This window comes from Polaromonas sp. (assembly GCF_012927455.1).
Lineage (GTDB): Bacteria > Pseudomonadota > Gammaproteobacteria > Burkholderiales > Burkholderiaceae_C > Polaromonas.
This window is the reverse complement of record NZ_JABBPE010000018.1, coordinates 73398-92021: the sequence shown is the minus strand read 5'-3', so window position 1 is coordinate 92021 and position 18624 is coordinate 73398. Positions and strand designations below refer to the sequence as shown.

Annotated in this window: 17 protein-coding genes; 11 read left to right on the top strand and 6 right to left on the bottom strand. The window is 60.9% G+C overall.

Features of this window, described 5'->3' with window-relative positions:
- Positions 1-9: 9 nt before the first annotated feature.
- The 3 genes from HHJ18_RS18840 to HHJ18_RS18830 form a co-directional block, all read right to left on the bottom strand.
- Positions 10-1179, bottom strand: a complete 1170-nt coding sequence (locus HHJ18_RS18840) for an SGNH/GDSL hydrolase family protein (protein WP_296917729.1) — start codon at positions 1177-1179, stop codon at positions 10-12.
- A 248-nt stretch (positions 1180-1427) separates the two neighbouring features.
- The gene (groL, locus tag HHJ18_RS18835; protein WP_296917727.1) at positions 1428-3080 is read right to left on the bottom strand and encodes a chaperonin GroEL; all 1653 of its coding nucleotides are present in this window, start codon (positions 3078-3080) and stop codon (positions 1428-1430) included.
- 98 nt (positions 3081-3178) lie between these two features.
- A complete protein-coding gene (locus HHJ18_RS18830) occupies positions 3179-3469 on the bottom strand; it encodes a co-chaperone GroES (protein WP_296917725.1) in 291 nt (96 codons plus the stop codon).
- A 300-nt stretch (positions 3470-3769) separates the two neighbouring features.
- Here HHJ18_RS18830 and HHJ18_RS18825 point away from each other — a divergent pair, with 300 nt between their 5' ends.
- From HHJ18_RS18825 to HHJ18_RS18790, 8 genes are all read left to right on the top strand, one after another.
- Positions 3770-4207, top strand: coding sequence for a universal stress protein (locus tag HHJ18_RS18825; protein ID WP_296917723.1), 438 nt, complete (start codon positions 3770-3772; stop codon positions 4205-4207).
- 380 nt (positions 4208-4587) lie between these two features.
- The gene (locus HHJ18_RS18820; protein WP_296917722.1) at positions 4588-4767 is read left to right on the top strand and encodes a hypothetical protein; all 180 of its coding nucleotides are present in this window, start codon (positions 4588-4590) and stop codon (positions 4765-4767) included.
- A gap of 247 nt (positions 4768-5014) precedes the next feature.
- Positions 5015-5152: a hypothetical protein gene (locus HHJ18_RS18815; RefSeq protein ID WP_296917720.1), complete on the top strand. Its 138-nt coding sequence runs from the start codon at positions 5015-5017 to the stop codon at positions 5150-5152.
- A 36-nt stretch (positions 5153-5188) separates the two neighbouring features.
- Positions 5189-5896, top strand: coding sequence for a biliverdin-producing heme oxygenase (locus HHJ18_RS18810; protein ID WP_296917719.1), 708 nt, complete (start codon positions 5189-5191; stop codon positions 5894-5896).
- Positions 5893-8250 (top strand): ATP-binding protein, encoded by a 2358-nt coding sequence (locus HHJ18_RS18805; RefSeq protein WP_296917718.1) that lies wholly within the window; start codon positions 5893-5895, stop codon positions 8248-8250. The genes HHJ18_RS18810 and HHJ18_RS18805 overlap by 4 nt, the downstream gene beginning before the upstream one ends.
- Positions 8247-8693: a hypothetical protein gene (locus HHJ18_RS18800; protein ID WP_296917716.1), complete on the top strand. Its 447-nt coding sequence runs from the start codon at positions 8247-8249 to the stop codon at positions 8691-8693. The genes HHJ18_RS18805 and HHJ18_RS18800 overlap by 4 nt, the downstream gene beginning before the upstream one ends.
- Positions 8690-11548 (top strand): response regulator, encoded by a 2859-nt coding sequence (locus HHJ18_RS18795; RefSeq protein WP_296917714.1) that lies wholly within the window; start codon positions 8690-8692, stop codon positions 11546-11548. The genes HHJ18_RS18800 and HHJ18_RS18795 overlap by 4 nt, the downstream gene beginning before the upstream one ends.
- A gap of 135 nt (positions 11549-11683) precedes the next feature.
- Positions 11684-12409, top strand: a complete 726-nt coding sequence (locus HHJ18_RS18790) for a hypothetical protein (protein ID WP_296917712.1) — start codon at positions 11684-11686, stop codon at positions 12407-12409.
- Positions 12410-12480: 71 nt separating this feature from the next.
- Here HHJ18_RS18790 and metK read toward each other — a convergent pair whose 3' ends face one another.
- Positions 12481-13662: a methionine adenosyltransferase gene (metK, locus tag HHJ18_RS18785; protein ID WP_296917711.1), complete on the bottom strand. Its 1182-nt coding sequence runs from the start codon at positions 13660-13662 to the stop codon at positions 12481-12483.
- 168 nt (positions 13663-13830) lie between these two features.
- On the opposite strand from metK, the gene HHJ18_RS18780 reads away from it, so the two are divergent.
- Together HHJ18_RS18780 and HHJ18_RS18775 are read left to right on the top strand one after the other, a co-directional pair.
- Positions 13831-14694 carry a lysophospholipid acyltransferase family protein gene (locus tag HHJ18_RS18780; RefSeq protein ID WP_296917709.1) on the top strand — a complete coding sequence of 288 codons (864 nt, stop codon included), beginning with the start codon at positions 13831-13833 and terminating at the stop codon, positions 14692-14694.
- Positions 14691-15587, top strand: a complete 897-nt coding sequence (locus HHJ18_RS18775) for a lipid A biosynthesis acyltransferase (RefSeq protein WP_296917707.1) — start codon at positions 14691-14693, stop codon at positions 15585-15587. The genes HHJ18_RS18780 and HHJ18_RS18775 overlap by 4 nt, the downstream gene beginning before the upstream one ends.
- A gap of 124 nt (positions 15588-15711) precedes the next feature.
- Here the strand turns inward: HHJ18_RS18775 and HHJ18_RS18770 are convergent, their stop codons facing one another.
- Positions 15712-16725, bottom strand: coding sequence for an alpha/beta fold hydrolase (locus HHJ18_RS18770; RefSeq protein ID WP_296917705.1), 1014 nt, complete (start codon positions 16723-16725; stop codon positions 15712-15714).
- A 95-nt stretch (positions 16726-16820) separates the two neighbouring features.
- Entirely contained in the window at positions 16821-17525 is a 705-nt protein-coding gene (yihA, locus tag HHJ18_RS18765) for a ribosome biogenesis GTP-binding protein YihA/YsxC (protein WP_296917850.1), read from the bottom strand.
- 330 nt (positions 17526-17855) lie between these two features.
- Here yihA and HHJ18_RS18760 point away from each other — a divergent pair, with 330 nt between their 5' ends.
- Positions 17856-18536 (top strand): c-type cytochrome, encoded by a 681-nt coding sequence (locus HHJ18_RS18760; RefSeq protein WP_296917703.1) that lies wholly within the window; start codon positions 17856-17858, stop codon positions 18534-18536.
- Positions 18537-18624 lie beyond the last annotated feature (88 nt).

Sequence of the window (18624 nt, the reverse complement as noted above, 5' to 3'; positions counted from 1 at the left end):
GCGATGAAGTTACAGCCAGCCCGCCGTGGCCAGGTTTTTGGTCACCAGAATTGCCAAGAGTTGGTAACCGTACATCGTGGGGTGAAAGCCATCAGAAAACGCATAGGTTTTCCACCAGTCGGCGCTGCCGTTGGAGCCCGCCGGGGGCGTTTGTGCAGACAAGGCCGTGGAGGTGCAGGCAGTTTCGCTGTATTTCGGCAGGCCATCGGTGCCCAGGCCGGTGGTGGGGCAGGCGGGCGATTTCACGTTGGTCAGTCCGTACTGTGCCGGATTGGCAATCTGGTCGTTGAAGTTGCTGTAGAAATCGACCAGGACGACATTCGCATTGCCGGCGAATTTGGTCGCCAGCTGTTTGTTGAAGGCCACTATCCAGGCGTTGATGACGGCCTCGGTTTGTGCGCGTGCGGTGGCGCCTGCCGTCCCGCCGCCGTTGCCCAGCGCCACCAGATCAAGCGTGGCCTGAAAGCGCGGCGTGTTGGTAATGCCCGGCATGTTGAGGACCACCACTTTTTTGGCGCCTTTGTCCAAGGCGCTGGTCTTCACGGCATCGAACATCTTGTCGGCCAGTGCCGTCATGTAGAGCGCGCCTGCATTGGCGGCGCCGGCGGCACCTCCGGCCAGTTGTGTCCCGACAACCGTGGGCGTCAACAGTGTGCCCAGCAAGCCGCTGTAGGCAGCGGCGCCGTCAGCGGGCACTTTAAGAAACGCGCCCACCAGGTCGGCCGCATCATTGCCGCCACCTTCGACGAGCAGCAAGTCGCCGGCGCCGTAGGCTTTTTCTGCCGCCAGGTCTTTGAGCTGTTGAGGAATGGAAAAGCCCGAGGTGGGGGCGGTCGGAATGTTGATGCGACCGCCGCCCACGCCATAGCTGGTGCAACCGGGCGCTGACGGGTTCAGCGCCACGGTGCTGGCGCTGGTCGCGACATAGCGAGGGCACAGGGCCGGCGCGCCGTACTGAGCGGCTATGCGCTCGGTCCAGATCTGCATCGGCTCGGCCGCGCTGCCCTGCATGGCAAATTTAAAGCCAAACACGCCGCTGTCGGTCAGGCTGTCGCCGACCACCTTGATGGTCGTGATGCCAGCGCCGCTGCTGGTGGCGGTGCCGTCGCCGCCTCCGCCGCAAGCTGCCACCAAAAGCGCTGCGCCAAAAGCGCTGAGCGCGTGCTTCCATGTGTTCATCAAATTTCTCCTGCTGTTAAAACTGAAAGGCGATCGCAAAAACGAACGAACGTACATTTTTAACGTTTGATCGTAGATGCAAAACATTACAACTTTCAGCGGGTTACCACCCGGCGCGGCCGGTTAGGGGCTTTTAATCTGCGTCCGTGACATGGACGCAACGCCTTCACTTGGGAACCAGCAAAGAAAAAAGGCCACAGTGCTTTCGCACCGTGGCCCTTGGAGGTTGAGCTGAGCTCAGCCGGACATTACATGTCCATGCCGCCCATTCCACCCATGCCGCCCATACCGCCGCCCATACCGCCGCCGGCAGGTGCTTCGTCTTTGACAGACTCGCACACCATGGCTTCGGTGGTCAGCATCAGCGATGCGACGGAAGCTGCGTTTTGCAGGGCCGTACGCGTCACTTTGGTAGGGTCCAGAATGCCCATTTCGATCATGTCACCGTAGGTGTCGTTGGCTGCGTTGAAGCCGTAGTTGCCTTTGCCGCCCAGCACGGCGTTCACCACCACAGAGGCTTCGCCGCCTGCGTTGTAAACGATCTCGCGCAGTGGCGCTTCGATGGCTTTCATCACCAGCTTGATGCCGGCGTCCTGGTCAGCGTTGTCGCCCTTGAGGTTGCCAACAGCCTGCTTGGCGCGCAAGAATGCCACGCCGCCGCCAGCCACGATGCCTTCTTCCACTGCAGCGCGGGTGGCGTGCAGGGCGTCTTCAACGCGGGCCTTTTTCTCTTTCATTTCGACTTCGGTGGCGGCACCTACCTTGATCACGGCAACACCGCCGGCCAGCTTGGCCACGCGCTCTTGCAGTTTCTCGCGGTCGTAGTCGCTGGTCGCTTCTTCGATCTGGACACGCACCTGCTTGACGCGAGCTTCGATGTCCGCGCTGGCACCCATGCCGTCGATGATGATGGTGTTTTCTTTGCCCACTTCGATGCGCTTGGCCTGGCCGAGGTCAGCCAGCGTCACTTTTTCGAGCGACATGCCGACTTCTTCGGCAATCACTTTGCCGCCGGTCAGCACGGCGATGTCTTCCAGCATGGCTTTGCGACGATCGCCGAAACCTGGTGCCTTGACAGCGACCACTTTCAAAATGCCGCGCAGGGTGTTCACCACCAGAGTAGCCAAGGCTTCGCCTTCAACTTCTTCAGCAATGATCAAGAGTGGACGGCCAGCCTTGGCGACTTGCTCCAGGGTAGGCAGCAGGTCACGGATGTTGCTGATTTTCTTGTCGTAAAGCAGAACAAACGGGTTGTCCAGCAACGCGGACTGCTTTTCCGGGTTGTTGATGAAGTAAGGCGAGAGGTAGCCACGGTCAAACTGCATGCCTTCAACGACGTCGAGCTCGGAATCAAGCGATTTGCCGTCTTCCACGGTGATCACGCCTTCTTTGCCGACTTTGTCCATGGCATCGGCAATGATCTTGCCAATGGTTTCGTCAGAGTTGGCCGAAATAGAGCCGACTTGCGCGATTTCTTTGGAAGTCGTGGTGGCTTTGGACGCTTTTTTCAGCTCTTCGACCAGCGCCGTCACAGCTTTGTCGATGCCGCGCTTCAGGTCCATCGGGTTCATGCCGGCGGCCACGTATTTCATGCCTTCGTGCACGATGGCTTGAGCCAGCACGGTAGCGGTGGTGGTGCCGTCGCCAGCGATGTCAGAAGTCTTGGAAGCGACTTCCTTGACCATCTGCGCGCCCATGTTTTGCAGCTTGTCTTTAAGTTCGATTTCTTTAGCGACGGATACACCGTCTTTGGTCACGGTGGGAGCGCCAAAAGAGCGCTCGAGCACCACATTGCGGCCTTTAGGGCCCAAGGTTACCTTGACGGCGTTGGCCAGGATGTTGACACCCTCAACCATGCGTGCGCGGGCTTCGCCGCCGAAAATTACGTCTTTTGCTGCCATGATAGCGATTCCTTAAGGATTAGAGATGAAATAGGCTGTTAGCCCAATAGGTACGGGCGTGAGCAGCTATTAAATAAATAGCATTTCAGTTTCGAAAATTACTTCTCGACCACCGCAAACAGGTCTTCTTCTTTCATGACCAACAGCTCGTCGCCATCGACCTTGACGGTCTGGCCGCTGTATTTGCCGAACAACACGCGGTCGCCAACCTTCACGCCCACGGGGCTCAGGTCGCCCTTGTCATTTCTCTTGCCTGGACCGACAGCCAGCACTTCGCCCTGATCTGGCTTTTCAGCGGCGCTATCTGGAATGACGATGCCAGAAGCGGTTTTGGTTTCGTTTTCCACGCGTTTAACTATGACGCGGTCGTGCAAAGGACGAAGTTTCATGGGAGTTCCTTATTTGAAAACAGTGGTTTTGAGAATTAAGAAGCACCCCGCCTGAATGTTGGGGGCTCGATAATGGGTCGATGAAATGGCTTTGTTAGCACTCCATGCCATCGAGTGCTAATCATACGGGGGTTTTATGGCGGTATCAAGTCAAACGCCGTAACGGCACGAAACGCCCAGCAAAAGGCGCCGGGTTTTGCTGGAATGCCCGCCTACGTGCAAAGCCAGTTGCATCCTGCGCACGCCAGGTTTATGCTGAACGTTAGTGTCGGGGCGTCTTTATCTATCCGGGGGTGCATCATGTACAAACGCATTTTGCTGGCTTACAACGGCTCCGAGGCCGGGCAGAAAGCCTTGCTGGACTGCCGCGACATCGCGCAGTGGGGCCAGGCAACCCTGTCGCTGGTAGCGGTCATGCCTTTGCCGACCAGCCTGCTTGGAATGGAAAGCGGCGTCTACAGCGGCGATCTGGTCGAGCAGGAAAAAGAAACCTACCAAGCCACCCTGAATGAAGGGTTGCAGCGGCTGTCGGACGCTGGCTACCAGGCGAAAGGCGAAGTTCTGGTCGGTGAAACCGTCGACGAAATCTGCGAATACGCCCGCAAGATGGAAGCCGACCTGATCGTGGTGGGGCACACGCATCTGGACAGCTGGGCGGCGCGCTGGTGGCGCGGTTCCATTTCCGGCAGCCTGATCGAACACGCGCCCTGCAACGTGCTGGTCGTCATCACCTCCTGAACGTCCGGTCGGCGGCGCAGGCCTGGTGTTCACGGACCCATCAGAAAGAGCGCCGATCTGTGTTCTTGTCCTACAAGACTTTGCTCGTTGGCGCACAGCGGCCGCTGCGCTCACCGCCTAAAGTAAGGTCGAATATGAATGCAAAGCGTTCAAATGAGGAACAACGATGCTTCGACACAATGCTGACCACGACTCCCCCAAGACTTTTTCTTCGGGCGCTTCTCGACTTCCCGGCCGCCCGCCCCCAAGTGGTGAGCTCAAGCTGGCTGCGCGTTGCTGGCCTTTTCCGGCTGCCGCGCAGTTCACGGTAGGAGCGCCCGGCAACGCGCGGCAAAGCGGTGCGTGCCAACCGGCAAGCAGTTTTATTTCTTGAAAGCGCTATGTCCAAGAAAAATTCGACCCCCGCCGTCATACCTCACCGTAAGTCCGATAAAACCTCTGAAGAGTTTGGCAAGGAAGGCACCAATAAAACCCTGTCGGAGCCCAAAGACAATAACGCTTTGTCAGAAGAGCTGGGCAACACCCCTCATATCGAAAAAAGCCCTTATACAAGGGGATAGTGAGCGCGTTAAGCCTTAGGCGTTGGGGCTTTGACAGCCGGGGGCGGTTTCGCCGTTTGGCTCGTTTGCGTGCTAGCGCACAGACTGGCTTTATCTGCCTGGAGAGGATGAGACTGTTAGTTATTACTACGTTTCCGCAGCAGTGCCTCTGATTTCATTTCCAATTTAATCCGTTAAGCGTTTTTTCCGCCTTGCCGTGCCACAGCACGTCCTGCGTCGAATCATCTATTTTCGAATTGAGTTATAAATGAAACGATTACTGCAAACGGCCTTAGTTGACCGCTTGCATGAAGCTCCTCTGATGGCGCATCTATCCTCCTCGATCACCCAGTTTGCCAAGTCTTGGCGCATGCTCCTAAAAAATAATGGTCTTTTTGCCAAGTAGTTTTTGCGGCGATGGCTTTCGCGCCGAGACGTCGATTTGTCACGCTGCCGATCACATCGCAAACCGCCGGACGCACGTCAGGCCGACAAGCTGGCGCCCTTACATAGGGTGTCGAATATGCCTGCGAAAGATGTTGTGACACCGTTTGTTGCAGACGCAGTACCATCCATTCTTCAAAGGCTTCGCTCTGAGACCCGCGATGCCCATTCAGCCATTGAGAAAACCCTTGCGCTGACAGATAAAACATTGACACCCGGCGCTTACCGACAAGTGCTTGAAAGTTTTTATGGGTTTTACAAGCCGGTTGAGGACGTTATTGGCGCAGCGGCCGATACCATGCCGGTTTGGCTGGATGTTGCCGCGCGCCGGAAAACCTTTCTCCTCGAAGTCGATCTGCAGCGCCTTTGTCCGCAGGGCGGCCACGCGCTGCCTCTGTGCAAAGCCTTGCCGCCGCTCCGCAACGTCGCACAGCGCCTGGGCTGCCTGTACGTGCTGGAAGGCGCAACCTTGGGTGGCGTGCTCATCAGCCGCCACATCCGGGAAAACCTCGGCGTTTTTCCCGAAACAGGCGGAAGTTTTTTTCATGGCTATGGACCCTCCACCGGCGCCATGTGGAATGATTTTCGGGCCGGGCTGCTCTCTTTTGCTTCAGTTGCCCCGCATGAAGAGGCGTTGGTCATTGAAACGGCGCGCGCGACATTTGAGACTCTGCGCCACTGGTGCGAGAGGGGAAAAGATCGATGAGCAGCGATAGCGTTCCGATCTCCGCCCAGCCTCCCTGGGACGGTCAACCGTACAGCATCAAGCGGCATGGCGTCTCCATCAGCAATTGCGATAGCGAGCCGGTGCAGACTCCTGGCTGCATTCAGGACCATGGCGCGTTACTGGTATTGCGCCCGGCTGACATGACCATCCTCCAGGCCAGCGAAAACGCCCTGACTTTGTTGGGGACGCCGGCGCAGACGCTGCTGGGCCAGGCGGCCTCCGTGGTGTTGGGGGAAGAGCTTCAGGCGCGCTTGCAGGCCTACCTGCGTGATGAGCCAACTGACCGCAATCCCCTGTATGTATTCACGCTGGCTGGCCGCGCTCAGTTTGCGCCACTCGATGTGACCGTGCACACCATCGCCGGGGTGGCCATAGTCGAATTCGAGGTCAGCAGCAGGACCAGTGATGCCGAACCAGACTACTACGCGCTGGTCAAGAAATCCATGGTGTGTCTGCAGGAAGCCGTTAGCCTTCAGCAGTTTTGCAACCTAGTGACGCAAGAAATCCGTTCGCTAAGCGGTCTGGACCGGGTGATGGTGTACAAGTTTCACGCCGACGACCACGGCGAAGTGTTTGCCGAAAGCCGGCGCGCTGACCTGTCGCCGTGGCTCGGACTTCATTACCCTGCCGAAGACATTCCCAAGCCAGCGCGCGACATCTTTTCGAAAACCTGGGTGCGCCCCATGCCGGACGTGTCGGGTGGGCTTGCCGAGCTGCTACCTCTTGTCAATCCGGACACCGGCCTGCCGCTGGACATGACCTACTGCGCCTTGCGCGGTGCATCGATTATGTACACCGAGTACCTGGCCAACATGAAGGTCACGGCTGGCCTGACTTTACCGATACGCCGGGGCGAAAAACTGTGGGGCCTGATTGCCTGCCACCACTACACCGGGCCCAAACAGCTGCCGACCCAATTGCGGGCCGCCTGCGAATTCGTCGCTCAGGTCGTTTCGCTGCAGCACCAGTCGGCCGAGGACCGGGAATTCCTGAGCTACCGGCTCCAGATCGACGACGTGCACCAGCGCGTGGTTGCCGCTGCGGCGCGGGAGGGCGGGCTTTGCGCCCTGACCGAAGGGCCGAACACGTTGTCGGGCGGGATTGACGCAGGCGGGGTGGCCAGCTACCACAACGGGCGCTGGTGGCGTATTGGCGATACGCCTTCGGAGGCCGAGCTTGACGGCCTGGCGGGCTGGCTGAACCACCTTCCCGCGATGGCATCGGGAACGCAACTGGTTTATGACACCGACCGGCTGGCCTGGCAATACCCAGCCGCAGCGGCGTTTTCCAACGTGGCCAGCGGCTTGCTTGCGACGTCTCTTTCGCGTGAAGGCAATCACCTGATTTTGTGGTTCCGGCCGGAGACGCCGCAGACCGTCAATTGGGGCGGCAACCCGCATGAAAAGCCAACGGTGACCGGGCCGCACGGTCCGCGTCTGACACCCCGGCGCAGCTTCGAGCTGTTTGTTGAATCGGTCCATCAGCGCGCTCTGCCGTGGCGGGCGGTCGAGCTGGAGGCTGCGGCCCGGCTACGGGTTCAGCTGGCCGAACTGGTGGTCAGCCAGGCCGAGCGGCTGGCCAGCCTGAACGCCGAGCTGTCACGCAGCAACGAAGAGCTGGACGCCTTTGCCTACGTAGCCAGCCATGATCTGAAGGAACCCTTGCGCGGCATTCGTAAATACGCCCACCAGCTCATGAATGAGACCGCCCTGATCAACAACGACGAGAATCGCCGCAAGCTTGAAGGCCTGATGCGTTTGACCGTCCGCATGGATGGTCTGCTGGACTCGCTGCTGCATTTTTCTCGCGTTGGCCGAGCCGATTTGCAATTGCAAAAGATTGATTTCAATGTGCTATTGGCCGAGGCCTTTGAAATGGTCGGCTCACGAACCGCGGAGGGCGCGCCCGAATTTGTGGTGCCGCGCAAGCTGCCTGTCGTGACCGGTGACTGGGTGCGCTGCCGCGAAGTGCTGGTGAATCTGCTGTCCAACGCGTTGAAGTATTCCAACCAGTCGCAACGTCGTATTGAAGTGGGTTACATAGCGCGTCAGGAAAACGCGCCTCGACCCCGTTGTCCCGCAGGCGCTGCGCTGCACACCATTTTTTACGTCAAGGACAACGGCATCGGCATTGCCCCTGCGCATTTCGAGCAGGTGTTCAAGATGTTCAGGCGACTGCATGGCCGGGACGACTACGGTGGGGGGGCCGGCGCCGGCCTGACCATCGTGCGCAAGCTGGTCGAGCGGCACCATGGCCAGGTTTGGCTTGATTCAATATTGGGTGAAGGCACGACGTTTTATTTCACTTTTCCGGATGGGGATGCCAGCCCATGACAGCTGTCACGATCCCCAGCGTTTTGGTGGTTGAAGACTCCGATGAAGATTTCGACACCGTGCAGATGGCGCTCAAGGCTTCCGGCTTGCGCTGTGCAATCCGGCGCGCCGTCAACGGCAATGGCTGCCTGGCTCTGTCACGCGGTGGTGGCCGGATGCTGCCCGGCCCGGTTGTTGTTTTGCAAGACTCGAACCCTCCCGGAATGGACGGCCGGGACGCGCTCGGCCTCATCAAGGGCGATCCCGATTTGCGGGATTTACCGGTGGTGGTGCTCACCACATCGTCCCTTCCCAGGGACCAGGGCTTTTGCTGCCACGCGGGTGTCAATGTCTTTCACGGCAAGCTGCTGTGCCATGACGAACATCTGAACTTCCTGCGCCGCGTGTTGGCCCATTGGCTGGGCTTTGCGGTATTGCCCGGTCTGCATGGGGCTACGGCATGACCACCGGCGGCACCCGCGAGGCGGGTCTGCCATGGCGCGTGATTCTGATTGAAGACAGTCCGGAGGACCGCGTCGAACTCCGGCGCCTTCTGCTTACCGGGTCGGACCGGCGCTTCCTGCTGGAAGAAGCCGTTACCGGCGCAGGTGGTGTAGCGGCCATATTTGCCGGGCCAAGCTTGCCCGATTGCGTGCTGCTGGACTACAACCTGCCCGACATGGACGCCCTGCAGGTGCTGCAAGCGCTGTCGGCGCCCAACGGGTTGCCGGTGTGTCCGGTGGTGGTGATTACCGGCGGTGTCATGGCGGATGTGGGTCGGGCCCTGCTGCGCGCTGGCGCGCAGGATTTCGTCGGGAAAGACTGGGTGACTGGGCCCGGATTGGCGCGCGCCATCGAAAATGCGGCAGAGCGCTGGGCCATGGGCCGGGAACTGCACGACCGTGCCGCAGCGCTGCGCCGCGCGGCCGCACGCGACGCCCTGCGGCTGGCGCTTTCGGAGGCGACTCATGAGTCTGACCCGGTCGCCATCAAAAACCAGGCGGCACACCTGCTTGGCGAGCACTTGGGCGCCAGTCGGGTGGTTTATGCCGAAGTCTTAATCGACGGGCAACTCAGTGTGGAGGCGGGCTATGTCAACGGCGTGGACGAATTTCCCCGTCAGCTCCACCTGGACCGTTACGGGACGTTTCTACATGAGGAATTCAGCGCCGGGCGTAATCTTGTCGTGGCCGATGTGACGGCGGAGCCAGTTTTCACAGAAGCGGAAAAGGCACGCCATAAAGCGGCGCAGGTCGTGTCCATCCTGGCCGTGCCGCTGCTTAAAGGCGGCAAGCTGGTGGCGATTCTTGGCGTGCATCAGATTAGTCGGCGTGTCTGGGCCGCTGATGAAGTCGCGCTGGTGGAAGAGACCGCCGGGCGCATCTGGCTGATGGTCGAGCGGGTGCGGGCGGAGGCGCGCCTGCGCGAAAGCGAACAGCGCCTGTCGCAGCTGATCACGCTGATGCCGTCCTTTACCGCGGTATTGCAAGGCCCGCGGCATGTCTTCGAGAGGGCCAACAATCCTTATTACGCTTTGGTAGGCCGCGGCCCGGAAATTCTGGGCAAGCCGGTGCTGGAGGCCCTGCCGGAGCTCGCCGGCCAGCTTTTCCCCGCTTTGCTGGATCGGGCTTATCGCACGGCTGAGCCGTTTGAAGCCAGGGGTATGAAACTGTTGATGGCGCGTGGCCCTGACGGGGCATTTGACGAACTCTTTGTGGACTTCGTCTACCAGCCTCTGATGTCGGTTGAAGGCGCGGTCTTCGGTATTCTGGTGCATGGGGTGGACCGGACCGAGCAGGTGCGCGGCGAGCAGGCGCTGCTCCGAAGCCAGCGGGAACTGCAGGCGCTGGCAGACAACACCCCTGACATCTTGAGCCGGTTTGACCGTGGGTTGCACCACGTGTTTGTCAATGCCGCTGTCGAGAAGGCGACGCGGCGGCCCAAAGAAGATTTTCTGGGAAAAACCAACCGCGAAATTGGTTTTCCTGAAGACCTCTGCCAGTTATGGGAAAGCGCATCGCGCGCGGTCTTCAACTTCGGGGTCGATCAAATGATTGACTTCGCATTTAACGGGCCGGCCGGAATCCGTCATTATTCCACGCGGCTGGTGCCCGAGCTGGGCGCGGACGGGAGCGTCGAATTTGTTTTGGGCGTGACCAGTGACGTGACGGAGCGCAAGCATTTCGAGCGAACGCTGTTGGAGCAAGACCAGCGCAAGGATGAGTTTTTGGCCACGCTGGCCCATGAGTTGCGAAATCCGCTGGCGCCGTTGCGCACGGGGCTGCAGTTGCTGCGCCTGTCGCAAAATGCAGAAACTGCAGCGCGTACGCTGCAAATGATGGAACGTCAACTCGGGCAGATGACGCGATTGATAGACGACCTGCTCAACGTGTCGCGCATTAACAGCGGCAAGATCATCCTGCGCCTTGAGCGAATCTCGCTGAACGCTGTGCTGGAGATGGCCGTCGAGGCCGCGCGCCCGCTGATTGACGATGCCGGGCACGCGCTGACCATAGAGCTGCCCGACGAGCCGCTTTGGCTACATGCAGACCCGACCCGAATGGCCCAGATGCTGGCCAACCTGCTGATCAACTCCGCCAAATACACCAAGCATGGCGGTAGCATTGTGCTGTCGGCGCGCCGGCAAGACGAGGCGGTTGTCATCAGCGTCACGGACAACGGGCTGGGTATCCCGCTTGACATGGTGACCCGCGTATTCGACATGTTCACGCAGATCAACCAGACCCTGGAGCGGGCCCAGGGCGGCTTGGGCATAGGTCTGGCGCTGGTCAAGCGGCTGGCGGAAATGCATGGCGGATCAATTGAAGCGCACAGTGATGGAGTCGATATGGGAAGTACTTTTACGATGCGGTTTCCTCTGGCTGAAGGCGACGCGCCTGAGCCTGAGCCGACGACGCTGGCAAGCAGCGCCGTACCCACTCCAGGACGCCGTATTTTGGTGGTTGACGACAATGTGGATGGCGCGGAAACGCTGGCCATGCTGCTCAGTCTGTCGGGTTACGAGACCCGCACGGCCTTCGACGGGCCCAGTGCCCTCAGCGCCGCTGCGGAGTTCAAGCCCCATGTGGTGTTTCTCGATATCGGGCTCCCTGGTATGAATGGTTACGAGGTGGCTCGAAGAATTTGCGCCGATCCCGGACTGGAGGCGGCCCGCCTGATTGCCCTGACCGGTTGGGGTACCGAAGATGACCAGCGCAAATCAAGGGATGCGGGTTTCGACGCGCATTTGACCAAGCCGGTAGAACCAGCCGCCGTCGATGAGGTGCTGGCGCGATTTCTGGGTGTTGGCCTGGAATAGCGAAGCGCTTAGGTGACTTGGAAAATTAACGGTTTTTTGAATTTTCTGCAAAACAACGCTAAGAAATTCGAGGTAATTTATTTTGCTGCCTTACACGAACCTTGACACATCGGTGTTGTTGCCGTGGGTGCCAGCATGAGCAGCGAGGCTGGCGTGGACGCACCGCTTGGTTCGGGCACTGGCAGGCAGCCGCACCTTTTTCCTTCGTCGCCAGACCGCATGGAGGAGTCTGCGCGCTATGCCGTGCTGAGCCGGCTGGCACCCATGCTGCGGCATGACGTCGCTGGCGCTTTGCAGCCCTTGGGCATGATTGCAGCGCTGCTCCAAAAGCGTCTGCAGGCGGCTGCGCCTGAAATGGTGGCAGTTGTTAAAAGCGCCGATACCCTGCAGATCCTGAGCAAAGAAGCCGCCGCCACTTGCCTGGGCGTGATGGGCTGGCTGGTCCCGAAGGGGGAAGAAAACGTCAGCGCACAGGCGGGCGCGCAGGAACTGCTGACGCTGATGGAGACAGAGCTTTTTCTGCACGGTCTGGTCGGCGTAAACGACATTCCTGTTGCTGAAGCTAAATTTGCGCGGCTGTATTTTCGCGGCGTTTTTGCAGCTGCGCTGTTGGCTTTGTGCGACTGCAGCGCTGGCGCAGGTAGCGTGCATGTCGGATTGCGGGAACTGTGCGGCGCGCCAGGCGTTTGCCTGCGCGTTGCCCCTGCTGCGCTGACGCCGCTGGCGGAGCCAGTGCAGCGCGAGCGCCGGATCGGCTGGGATGACGTGCAGGCGCTGGCTGCCGCGGCCGGTGTGGCGTGTGCGCAGGGCGAAAATTGGGTAACGCTGCAGTTACCCCTCGACAGCCCCGCCGGCGCTTGAGTCATCCCTTTGCTTTCAAACAAAAAAACCACCGCACGGTGGTTTTTTTGCGAGCCTGGAAACCCTAGCGCTTACAGGCCGGCGGCTGCGCGCAGCGCCGCCGCCTTATCGGTACGCTCCCACGTGAATTCCGGCTCATCGCGGCCAAAGTGGCCGTAGGCGGCGGTTTTTTCGTAGATCGGACGCAGCAGGTCCAGCATCTGGATGATGCCTTTGGGGCGCAGGTCAAAGTGCTCATTGACCAGCGCCGAAAGCTTCTCGTCCGACATCACGCCGGTGCCTTCGGTGTATACCGTCACGTTCATGGGCTTGGCGACGCCGATGGCGTAAGCGACCTGAATCTGGCATTGCCGTGCCAGGCCGGCAGCCACAATGTTTTTGGCGACGTAGCGGGCTGCATAAGCGGCCGAGCGGTCGACCTTGCTGGGGTCCTTGCCGCTGAAGGCGCCGCCGCCGTGCGGGCAGGCGCCACCGTAGGTGTCGACAATGATCTTGCGCCCGGTCAGGCCGCAGTCGCCCTGCGGGCCGCCAATGACGAATCGGCCGGTCGGGTTGATCAGGTAGCGCGTGTCCTTCAGCCATTCTTTGGGCAGCACCGGCTTGATGATCTCTTCGATGATGGCTTCGACGAACGAGGCCTTCATCTTGTGCGCGGTTTCGCTCTGGTCGGGGCTGTGCTGGGTTGACAGCACCACGGTGTCTATGCTGTGCGGCTTGCCATCGAGGTAGCGCATGGTGACCTGGCTTTTCGCGTCGGGGCGCAAAAACGGCAGGCGGCCGTCCTTGCGCAACTGGGCCTGGCGCTCGACCAGGCGGTGCGCGTAATAAATCGGCGCGGGCATCAACTCGGGCGTCTCGTCGCAGGCGTAGCCAAACATCAGGCCCTGGTCGCCCGCGCCGGTGTTCAGGTGGTCGTCGCTAGCGTGGTCCACCCCCTGGGCAATGTCGTTGCTCTGCTTGTCGTAGCAGACCATGACGGCGCAACCCTTGTAGTCGATGCCGTACTCGGTGTTGTCGTAACCGATGCGCTTGATGGTGTCGCGCGCCACCTGGATGTAGTCGACATGCGCGTTGGTGGTGATTTCACCGGCCAGCACGACCAGGCCGGTGTTGGTCAGGGTTTCGGCGGCAACGCGCGAGCGCGGGTCCTGCTTGAAGATGGCATCCAGGATGGCATCGGAAATCTGGTCGGCCACCTTGTCGGGATGGCCCTCAGAGACGGATTCGGAAGTAAAGAGAAAATCGTTGGCCATTGCGTACACTCCTATGGGTTAGTCGGCGCGTTGCCAGCTAGGAATGCCTCGGCGAACGCTTTAGCAGTTTGGTTTAATGTCGCCCTGCAAGTTGTTCAGTAACTCAGCGACAGCCTCAAGTATAAGACCCTGGGCTTCTAACCGGATTTTCCCCCAAACACCCCTCTCATGCTCTGGTTATTTCGTTTCTTTTCCGTCTGGCCGCTGGCCGCTTTGCACGCCCTTGGCGGCGCCTTGGGCTGGCTGGTCTGGGCCTTGAGCCCGCGTTACCGCGCCCAATTTCGCGCCCATGTGGCGCAGGCTGGCCTGCCGTTTCAGCTGGCCCGGCCGGCGATCGCCGAAGCCGGGCGTTTTGTCGCCGAGCTGCCCAAGCTGTGGCTGCGCCCGCAAAACCAGTCGTGCCTGGGCAATGTGCAAATAGAAGGCCAAGCGCATGCCGAACAGGCTTTTAGTCACGGCAAGGGCGTGATTTTTTTTGGAGCGCATTGCGGCAGTTTTGAGCTGGGACCGCAGGCGCTGGCCGAACTCTACGGCCCCATCACCGCGATTTACCGGCCGGCCCGCCAGGCCTGGCTGGCCAGTCTGGAACAGATGGCGCGCAATCGGCCGCAGCTCAACGTGCTGCCGGCCAGCCTGAGCAGCATCCGCCTCATGCACAAAACCCTGAAGGCAAACCAGGCGGTGGCCTTGCTGCCCGACCAGGTGCCGCCCGAGGGGCTGGGCGTCTGGGCACCGTTTTTTGGCAAACCGGCCTACACCATGACGCTGGCGGCGCGACTCGCCTTGCAAAGCGGTGCGGCCTTGTTGCCGGTCACCTGCGAGCGAAGGCCGAGCGGTCAAGGGTATTTTCTGAAAATCTGGCCGGCGCTGGCTGATTTGCAGGCCGATGGCGCAGCCGACCAGCCGCGCGCCGAACTGCTGCACGCCGTGACGCGCATCAACCAGGCCCTGGAAGCCCTGGTGCTGAGCCAGCCCGGTCAGTATCTGTGGGGCTATGCGCGCTACAAGACCCCGCGTAAGGACACCGTTTGAAGACGCCGCGCCAATGGCTCGGTAATGGCGTGACCCGGCTCAGCATCGGCTTGATGCAGGCGCTGGCCTTCTTGCCGCTGTCCTGGATACGCGCGCTCGGCACGGTGCTGGGCTGGCTCCTGTATGGCCTGGTGGGCGCGCGGCGGCGCGTGGTGCAGGTCAATTTGCGCTCGTGTTTTCCGCAGCGCTCGGAGGCCGAGCGACGCCAGCTGGCGCAGCAGGTGTTCGTCCATTTCGCGCAAGCCTGGCTGGACCGCGCCTGGCTTTGGCATGCTCCGCCAAGCTGGGTGCAGCGGCGGGTGCGGCTGAGCGGCGCCGTGCATGAGCTGGCGAGCACGCAGCCGACGGTGATTTTCTTGCCGCATTTCGTCGGCATGGATGCGGCCTGGGCCGGCGTGGCCATGCAGCAGCCGCGGCAGTCGACCACCATTTACACCAATCAATCGAACCAGCTGGTCGACCAGTGGATACTGCGCGGCCGCCAGCGCTTTGGTCATTTGCGCCTGTTTGGTCGGGTGGATGGCGTCAAGCCCATCGTCGCCGCGCTGCGCCAGGGCCAGCCGCTGTATTTGCTGCCGGACATGGATTTCGGGCCCGACGGTTCGGTGTTTGTGCCGTTTTATGGCATTTCGACGGCCACCGTGCCCTCGCTGTCGCGCTTTGCCAGGCTGGGTCGCGCCCGCGTGTTGCCGCTGCTGCCGCGCCTGACCTCCAGCGGCTACGAGGTGCAGGTGCTGCCGGCCTGGGAGGATTTTCCCAGCGACGACGCGCTGCGTGACACCGCCTTCATGAACGCCCGGCTGCAGGACTACATCGACAGCATGCCGGCACAGTACTACTGGGTGCACAAGCGCTTCAAGACCCGGCCGGAGGGCGAGGCTTCGCTGTATTGACCGGTTTTAGCGGTTTTAGTGGTGTTGTCCGTGTTTTAGGCCTGCAGCCCAATAACGACGGGCGCAAGAAGCTATCTTATTAATAGCACTATAGGCAGGTGGCAAGCGCTGCCTGAGCCTCTGCTCAGGCCAGGAATTGCTGAAGATGGCGCGTCACCAGCCCGGGCTGTTCGTGCACGATCCAGTGCGTGGCATCTTCCACGCGGCGCAAAGTCAGCTGCGGTACAAAATTTTCCAGACCGTCCAGCAGGGTTGGCGGCAAGGCGGTGTCGCCGCTGCCCCAGATCACCAGTGTGGGCACGTGCACTTCCAGCATGGCGCGCGGTATGGTCACAGCCGCTGCAGCCGGGTCGCCAAGGCGCGGCGGGCGCAGCGGCGAGGCCCGGTAGTAGTTAAGCGGGCCGCTCAAACCATGGGCCCAGACCGCGCGGTACTGCGCCTTGACGGCCTCGGTCAGCCAGGGATGCGCGCTGTCGGCAGCACCCAGCTGGTCAAAAAACGCCCAGAGCCGGCGGTAGTCGTCCTCGGCCAGCAGCGCCTCTGCATCGGGGCGAATCAAAAAATTCATGTAGGCGCTGGCAGACTGCTGCGAAGGGGAGTGCTGCAGCGCGTGCAAAAAAGTGCCGGGGTGCGGTGAGTTGATGATGGCCAGCTTTTTCATGCAGGCCGGTTGCGCCGCCGCCAGGTTCCAGGCCAACGCGCCGCCCCAGTCGTGGGCAACCAGACAAGCAAGTTGACCCCCACGCTCCCCACCGCGTGTGGTTCGCTGCCCCCCGAGGGGGCCGCCCCGCCTGCGGCCTGGCAAAGCCAGTTCCGCGGCCGGTACTTGGTTGAACGGGGCGGTGGTGCTCCCGCATTCCAATTCAATCAGCGCCGCAATATCCTGCACGAGGTGTTTGGGCCGGTAGGCGGCGACGTCCGTAGGCGCGCTTGACTGCTCAAAACCGCGCAGATTGGGCGCGACGCAGCGAAAGCCGCCGTTTTCGGGTTGAGAGAAATGGCTCATCATTCCATCCCAGACAAACGCCGCTTCCGGGAAACCATGCAAAAACATCAGCACCGGCCGACCCTTGGCGCCAGCGCTGCGGCATGACAAGGTGATGCCGTGCGGCAGGGTTTGCAGGCTGGTCTCAATCATGGTGCTATATATTTTATAGCTGCCAACGCCCGTAGGTACTGGGCTAGAGCAGTTTTTTATGCTTGATTCGGGGCCGTGGCAGCTTTGCGGCCGGTTCAGGGTTGCACTGGCGTTGGTTTGTCAATGTCGGTGTCGGTATCAGCATCGGTATCGCTATCTGCAGCGCGCTCGGCTTTGGGTTTCTTGACCGGCTTTTCTGCGGGATGCGCCCAGTCCCACAGGTGCTGGGCGACTTCTTCGACGCCTTGCCGCTTCAGCGCGGAAAACAGTTTGACGTCGCCGCCGCCGGCCTGCAGCTTGACGATGGACAGCGCCTTGGCGGCCTCGGTCTTGTTGAGTTTGTCCGATTTGGTCAGCAACACCAAAAACTTCATCCCCTCGACAACGCGCGGCCGGATCACGTCGAGCAGGATTTCGTCGAGTTCCGTCAGGCCCAGGCGCGGGTCGCACAGCAGCACCACGGCTTGCAGGTTGTCACGCGTCTGCAGGTAGTTGCCCATCACCTGCTGCCAGCGGTATTTGGCCTCCTTGGGCACGGCCGCATAGCCGTAGCCGGGCAAGTCGGCCAGCATGGCGTCGGTCACGCCCTGTTTGCCCAGGCTGAACAGGTTGATGCTTTGCGTGCGCCCCGGTGTTTTAGAGGCATAGGCCAGCCGGTGCTGCTGCGTCAAGGTGTTGATACAGGTGGATTTGCCGGCGTTGGAACGTCCGACGAACGCGATTTCGGGCACCTCCAGCCGGGGCAGGTGCTTCAGTTCGGGCGCCGTGGTCAAAAATTTGGCGGTGTGCAACCAGCCCATGGCGATCTTGGGATTCGGCCGGGCCGATGCGGCAGGGGTGGGGGTGCTGGAAGCGGAGGCTGGCGTGGAGGCAGAAGCGGTCATATTGGGCGGTCCCTGGAGGTCGGTTGCAGGCGAATGGCTTGCGGCAGCGTGCGGTGAATGGGGCCAAAAAGCCCAAAAAACTCAAAAGGGCCAGAGGACTTCAGCCAGCACTTGGCAGCAGTGGTGGGCTGGCATGGCGAGCGCCGCATAAGCGGAATTGGGAGCCGCGGAACTGTGAACCACCTTGAAGCCATTGTAAAATCAGAAAGTTCGAAGTATTGAGTACCAACCAATAAAACCCCAGATATGAAGCTGATCGCTATTTCCCTCCTGGCCGCCATACTGGCCGCGCCTGTCGTGTCATTTGCTGCCGGCGAGGCGGGCCCCGCGCACGATCCCGCTGGTGCACCCGCCGTTCCTGCTCCACCTGCTTTGCCCGCCAAAGCCGTCAAGCCTGATCTGGCCAAGGGCGAGGCCAGTTTTGCCATGTGTGCCGCCTGCCACGGCGCCGATGGCAATTCCGGCACGCCGGCCAACCCCAAGCTGTCGCAGCAACACCCTGAATACCTGGTCAAGCAGTTGCAGGAATTCAAGAGCGGCAAGCGCAAGAACGCCATCATGCAAGGCATGGCAGCAGCGCTGTCCGAAGCCGACATGAAAAACATCGCCTACTGGTTGACTGCTAAAAAGGCCAAGCCCGGTTTCGCCAAGGACCCGGAACTGGTCGCCCTGGGTGAGCGCATTTACCGCGGCGGCGTGGCCGATCGCCAGATCTCCGCTTGCGCCGGCTGCCACAGCCCGACCGGTGCCGGCATTCCGGCCCAGTACCCGCGTCTGAGCGGCCAGCACGCCGACTACACCGCCGCGCAGCTGACCGCCTTCCGTGATGGCGTGCGTGGCAACAGCCAGCAGATGACGCAAGTTGCAGCCAAGCTCAATGACCGCGAGATCCGCGCGCTGGCCGATTACGTGGCCGGCTTGCGCTGATCCTGGCTTGCAGCGGCGGGCGATCCCGTTCTTGCTGAAAATACGCGCAGACAGCCTGCGCTGTTGAACCTAAAGCCGTTAAATCAAT